Here is a 4,854-nt window from a genome sequence, read left to right as displayed (position 1 = left end):
ACTTCGCGCAGCTGGGCGCCACGGTGCGCGGCGCCGCCGACGAGATCACCGCGGCCTACGGCGGGCGCCTGAAGTAGCCGCCGGCCGCGCGTCTTCCACCGGCGCGCAGCGCCAAGTGCTTGATCCGCAAAGATTTTTTCTGCCGTTCCCGGTGCGCGGAAAACTCTGCGCGGGCGCCATGCGGCGCGCTTCAATGGCCTCCTGCATTGCCGCCTTGCCGATCCGCCCACCTTTGCCCTTCCAGGAGAAATCATGCCGCTGCGCCCTCTTGCCAAGCCCTCTTTTCCAAGGCCGTTCGCCGCGGCCTGCCTGCTCGCGCTGGCCACCGTGCTCGCCCTTCCCGCCGCCCAGGCGCAGGAGCGGATCAAGCTCAAGGCTATCGGCCAGCCGCTGGCCACCGGGCTCATCCAGAAGAACAAGGAACAGCCCTTCTTCGAGAACTTCGCGGCCCGCACGGGCCTGCCGATCGACGTCGACTACAAGCCCATCGACACGCTCGGCATCAAGGACACCGAGCAGCTGCGCGTGATGAAGGCGGGCCTGTTCGACATCGTCTCGCTGCGCGTGTCGCAGAACTCGCGCGACGAACCGACGATCCTGGGCCTCGACCTGGTCGGCGCCGCGCCCGACTTTGCCACCGGCCGCAAGGTGGCCAAGGCGTACTTCGACACGGTCGATGCGCGGCTGCAGCAGCAGTTCAACGTGAAGCTGCTCGGCGTGTGGCCCTTCGGCCCGCAGATCCTGTTCTGCAAGAAGCCGATCGCCTCGCTGGCCGACATCAAGGGCATGAAGGTGCGCGTGTACGACCAGAACCTGGCCAAGTTCATCGAGCTGGTGGGCGCGACGCCGGTGCCGGTGTCGTTCGCCGACACGCACCAGTCGCTGTCGCTCGGCGTGGTCGACTGCGCCATCACCGGGCCGAGCTCGGCCAACTCGGCCGGCTGGCCCGAGGTCACCACGCACCAGCTGGCCATCGGCTTCCAGATGGCGCTCAACGGCTACGGCATGACGATGAAGTCATGGAACGCGCTCAAGCCCGACCAGCAGGCCAAGCTCAAGGCCGCCTTCGACGGCCTGACGGACGAGGTGTGGAAGTACTCCGAGGAGCTGTTCCGCGACGCGCTCAATTGCAACGCCGGCAGGGACCCGTGCACCACCGGCAAGAAGTTCAAGCTGGTCGACGTGCCGGTCACGCCGGCCGACCTCGAGCTGGTGCGCGGCGCAGTCGGCAAGGTCTCGCTGCCGGTGTGGGCCGAGGTCTGCGACAAGTCGAACCCGGGCTGCTCCAAGGGCTGGCAGGCCACGGTGGCGCCGGTGCTGGGGCTCAACAAGTGAGCAGCGCGGCCATGAGCGAGCGGCCGCAGCAGCCTGGCGCCGCGTCGCCTGAAGAAGCGCAGCGTGCGCCGGGGCACGCCAGCTTCAAGGCGCGCGTGGAGACGGTGCTGGCCACCGTCTTCGGCGCGATCTTCCTCGGCCTGTCGGTCATCGTGACCATCGAGACCGCCGCGCGCAAGCTGTTCAACATCTCGCTGCAGGGCGCGGACGAGCTCGGCGGCTATGCGCTCGCGGTGGGCTCGACCATTGCCTTCAGCCTCGCGCTCATGGGCCGCAACCACATCCGCGTCGACGTGTTCCACGAGAAGTTTCCGGCCCGCGTGCAGGCGCTGCTGAACTGGATCTCGGCGGTGTCGCTGGCGGCGCTCGCGGTGTTCATCGGCTGGGTGGCGTTCAAGGTGATCGGCGACACCATGGCCTACCGCAGCACCGCGCAGACGCCGTGGGCCACGCCGCTGATCATTCCGCAGGGCGTCTGGTATGCGGGGCTCGTGGTCTTCGCGCTGGTGGCCTGCGGGCTCGCGCTGCGCGCCACCCAGCTGCTGCTGCGCGGCGACATCGCGGCGCTGAACACCGACTTCCATCCCAAGAGCGCGAAGGAAGAGCTCAAGGAAGAGCTCGACGACCTCGCGGTGCGCCAGGCCCCGCAGCCCGGCGAAGGAAACAAGCCATGAACCTCTTCGTCATAGGGCTCGCGTTCCTCGCGATGCTGGGCATGATGCTRGTCGGCATGCCGATTGCCGTGTCGATGGCGCTGGTGGGCATCGTCGGCGGCATCGCGGCCTACGGCACGCCGTTCATGGACTCGATCGCGCCCGTGGTCTGGGGCGTGCAGAACGAGAACCTGCTGACCTCGGTGCCGCTGTTCGTGCTGCTCGGCGAACTGCTGCTGCGCTCGGGCATTGCCGACCGCATGTACATCGCGCTGTCGGCCTGGCTCGGCCGGCTGCCCGGCGGGCTGCTGCACACCAACATCGGCAGCTGCGCGCTGTTCGCGGCCACCTCGGGTTCGTCGGTGGCCACCGCCGCCACGGTGGGCACGGTGGCGCTGCCGTCGCTGCACCGCCGCGGCTACTCGATGCGCGCCTCGCTCGGCAGCCTGGCCGCCGGCGGCACGCTGGGCATCCTGATTCCGCCGAGCGTGAACATGATCGTGTATGGCTCGCTCACCAACAATTCGATCGGCAAGCTGTTCATCGCGGGCATCATCCCGGGCCTGCTCCTGACCGGATTCTTCATGCTCTGGATCGCGGGCTCCAGCCTGGCGAGCGGCAACGCGATGCGCGAGCCCAAGGTGCCGCTGGAGGCGCGCATCCGCGCGCTGGTGCACCTGGTGCCGCCGGCGGTGGTGTTCGGCATCGTGATGGGCAGCCTCTACTTCGGCATTGCCACCGCGGCCGAGAGCGCCGCGCTCGGCGTGATTGCGGCGCTGGGCTTCGTGCTGCATTCGGGCAAGCTGAGCTGGGAGCTGATGCGCAACTGCTTCGTCTCGACCGCGCGCGTGAGCGGCATGATCCTGCTGATCGTGGTGGCGGCCTTCGTGCTGAACCTCACGGTCAGCCTCACCGGCGTGGCCGAGGCCATGACCAAGTGGGTCTCGGGCCTGGGCCTGTCGGCCACCGGGCTGATCCTTGCGCTGATGCTGTTCTACCTGGTGCTGGGCATGTTCATGGACGTGCTGTCGATGCAGGTGGCGACCATTCCGATCACCTATCCGATCGCCACCGCGCTGGGGGTCGATCCGATCTGGTTCGGCATCTTCATCGTGCTGATGTGCGAGCTCGGGCTCATCACGCCGCCGGTGGGCATGAACCTGTTCGTGGTGCACGGCATCCGGCCCGACAGGGGCGGCATCGAGGACGCGATCTACGGCGCGCTGCCCTATGCGCTGATCATGATCCTGTTCACCCTGCTGCTGCTGGCCGTGCCGCAGCTGGTGACCTGGCTGCCGGGCCACATGTGAGCCGGACCACCGCGGCAAGCGCACGATGAAAGCACTCTGGCAACTCACGGCGGCCCAGCTCGCCGAAGGCTTTGGCGCCGGCGCCTTCACGCCGGAGCAGGCGCTCGCGGCCTGCCTGGCGCGCACGGCCGAAGTGAACCCGCGGCTCAATGCGCTGGTGGTGCTCGATGCCGAAGGCGCGGCCGAGGCCGCGGCGCAAAGCACCGCGCGCTGGCGCTCGGGCCGGGCGCTCGGCGCGCTCGACGGCGTGCCCGCCACCATCAAGGACAACCTGCAGGTGCGCGGCCTGCCCACGCACTGGGGCAGCCGCGCGCTGGCCGGCTTTGTCGCCGAGCGCGACGAGCTGCCGGTGGCGCGGCTGCGCGAAGCCGGCGCGGTGATCTTCGGCAAGACCAACGTGCCCGAGTTCACGATGCAGGGCTACACCGCCAACCCGGTGTTCGGGCCCACCGGCAATCCGTGGAACCCGGCGCTCACGCCCGGCGGCTCCTCGGGCGGTGCGGTGGCGCTGGTGGCCGCGGGCGGCTGCCCGATCGCGCTGGGCACCGACGGCGGCGGCTCGATTCGCCGGCCCGCCTCGCACACCAACCTCGTCGGGCTCAAGCCTTCGCGCGGCCGCGTGCGGCGCGGCAATGGCCTGCCGCCGATCTTCCTGGACTTCGAGGTGGTGGGGCCGATGGCGCGCTGCGTGGGCGACGTGGCCGCGGTCATGCGGGCGATCGCGCCGCGCGCGGCGGCCGATGCGCCGCACAAAGCCAAGGCCGCGCGCATCCTCTACCTGCCGCGCTTCGCGGACCACCCGGTGGACCCGCGCATCGCGCGGCTGGTGGATGCCGCCGCCGGGAACCTGGCCGCGCTCGGGCATGAGGTCACGACGCTGCCGCGCTTCGAGCTGGCCGAGGCGGTCAACCAGCGCTGGCAGCTGCTCGCGCAGGTGGGCCTGGCCTGGCTGGTGGACCATCCGCAAGAGCTCTCGCCACGGCCCTTCGATCCCGCGCTGTTCGGCCCCGCGATGCAGGCCAACACCGAAACCGGCCGCGCCGCCTCGGCGCGCGAGCTGTTCGAGCTGCTGTTCGAGGCCGAGCGCCTGCGCAGCGAACTCGCGGGCCTGTTCGAGCAGCACGACTTCCTGCTGACTCCCGCGACCGCGGCGCTGCCCTGGCCCGCGGCCGACACCCATCCGCCGCGCATCGACGGCCGCGAGGTCGGCCCGCGCGGCCATGCGGTGTTCGCGGGCTTCGTCAACGCCGTGGGCCYGCCCGCGATCGCGCTGCCCTGCGGCTTTGCCGAAGGCCTGCCGGTGGGGCTGCAGCTGGTCGCGCGCGAAGGCGGCGACGACGCGCTGCTGGCGCTGGCCCGCGAATTCGAACGCGCCCATCCGTGGCAGCGCTTTCCCGCCCTGTGAGCGCGGCGCTGGCCGGCGGCCTTGCGCCCGCCAGCGCCGCGCACGCGCTGCACCTCGCGCGGCGCGAGGGCCGGCGCGTGCCCTCGGCGCTGCTGCAGACGGCCAGCCGCGCCGAGGCCTATGCCATCCAGGACGCCACGCTGGCGGCGAT

At 70.4% G+C, this 4,854-nt stretch carries 5 protein-coding genes; 4 read left to right on the top strand and 1 reads right to left on the bottom strand.

The window, feature by feature from the left end; all coding sequences use genetic code 11:
• A partial coding sequence (locus AC1DOC_RS19295; RefSeq protein ID WP_478130300.1) for a hypothetical protein occupies positions 1–194 on the bottom strand: 194 nt, incomplete at its 3' end.
• A gap of 58 nt (positions 195–252) precedes the next feature.
• Between AC1DOC_RS19295 and AC1DOC_RS19290 the strand changes: the two genes are divergently transcribed.
• From AC1DOC_RS19290 to AC1DOC_RS19275, 4 genes are read left to right on the top strand one after another with little or no spacing between them, the layout of a single operon-like run.
• Positions 253–1,335: a TRAP transporter substrate-binding protein gene (locus AC1DOC_RS19290; RefSeq protein WP_012745279.1), complete on the top strand. Its 1,083-nt coding sequence runs from the start codon at positions 253–255 to the stop codon at positions 1,333–1,335.
• 11 nt (positions 1,336–1,346) lie between these two features.
• Positions 1,347–2,009 carry a TRAP transporter small permease subunit gene (locus tag AC1DOC_RS19285; protein ID WP_436299208.1) on the top strand — a complete coding sequence of 221 codons (663 nt, stop codon included), beginning with the start codon at positions 1,347–1,349 and terminating at the stop codon, positions 2,007–2,009.
• Positions 2,006–3,298 carry a TRAP transporter large permease gene (locus AC1DOC_RS19280; RefSeq protein ID WP_436299207.1) on the top strand — a complete coding sequence of 431 codons (1,293 nt, stop codon included), beginning with the start codon at positions 2,006–2,008 and terminating at the stop codon, positions 3,296–3,298. The genes AC1DOC_RS19285 and AC1DOC_RS19280 overlap by 4 nt, the downstream gene beginning before the upstream one ends.
• 25 nt (positions 3,299–3,323) lie before the next feature.
• Complete coding sequence (locus AC1DOC_RS19275; RefSeq protein WP_478130299.1) at positions 3,324–4,703, top strand: amidase; 1,380 nt, start codon at positions 3,324–3,326, stop codon at positions 4,701–4,703.
• The last annotated feature ends 151 nt before the right edge of the window (positions 4,704–4,854 follow it).

This window comes from Variovorax sp. 01T439_2, from assembly GCF_056398445.1.
This window is presented reverse-complemented; position numbering and strand designations above follow the sequence as displayed.

What these genes read in the sequence shown, in the direction of transcription:
- AC1DOC_RS19290 (WP_012745279.1), top strand. Translation starts at nt 253, where the DNA reads ATGCCGCTGCGCCCTCTTGCCAAGCCCTCTTTTCCAAGGCCGTTCGCC.
- AC1DOC_RS19285 (WP_436299208.1), top strand. Translation starts at nt 1,347, where the DNA reads ATGAGCGAGCGGCCGCAGCAGCCTGGCGCCGCGTCGCCTGAAGAAGCG.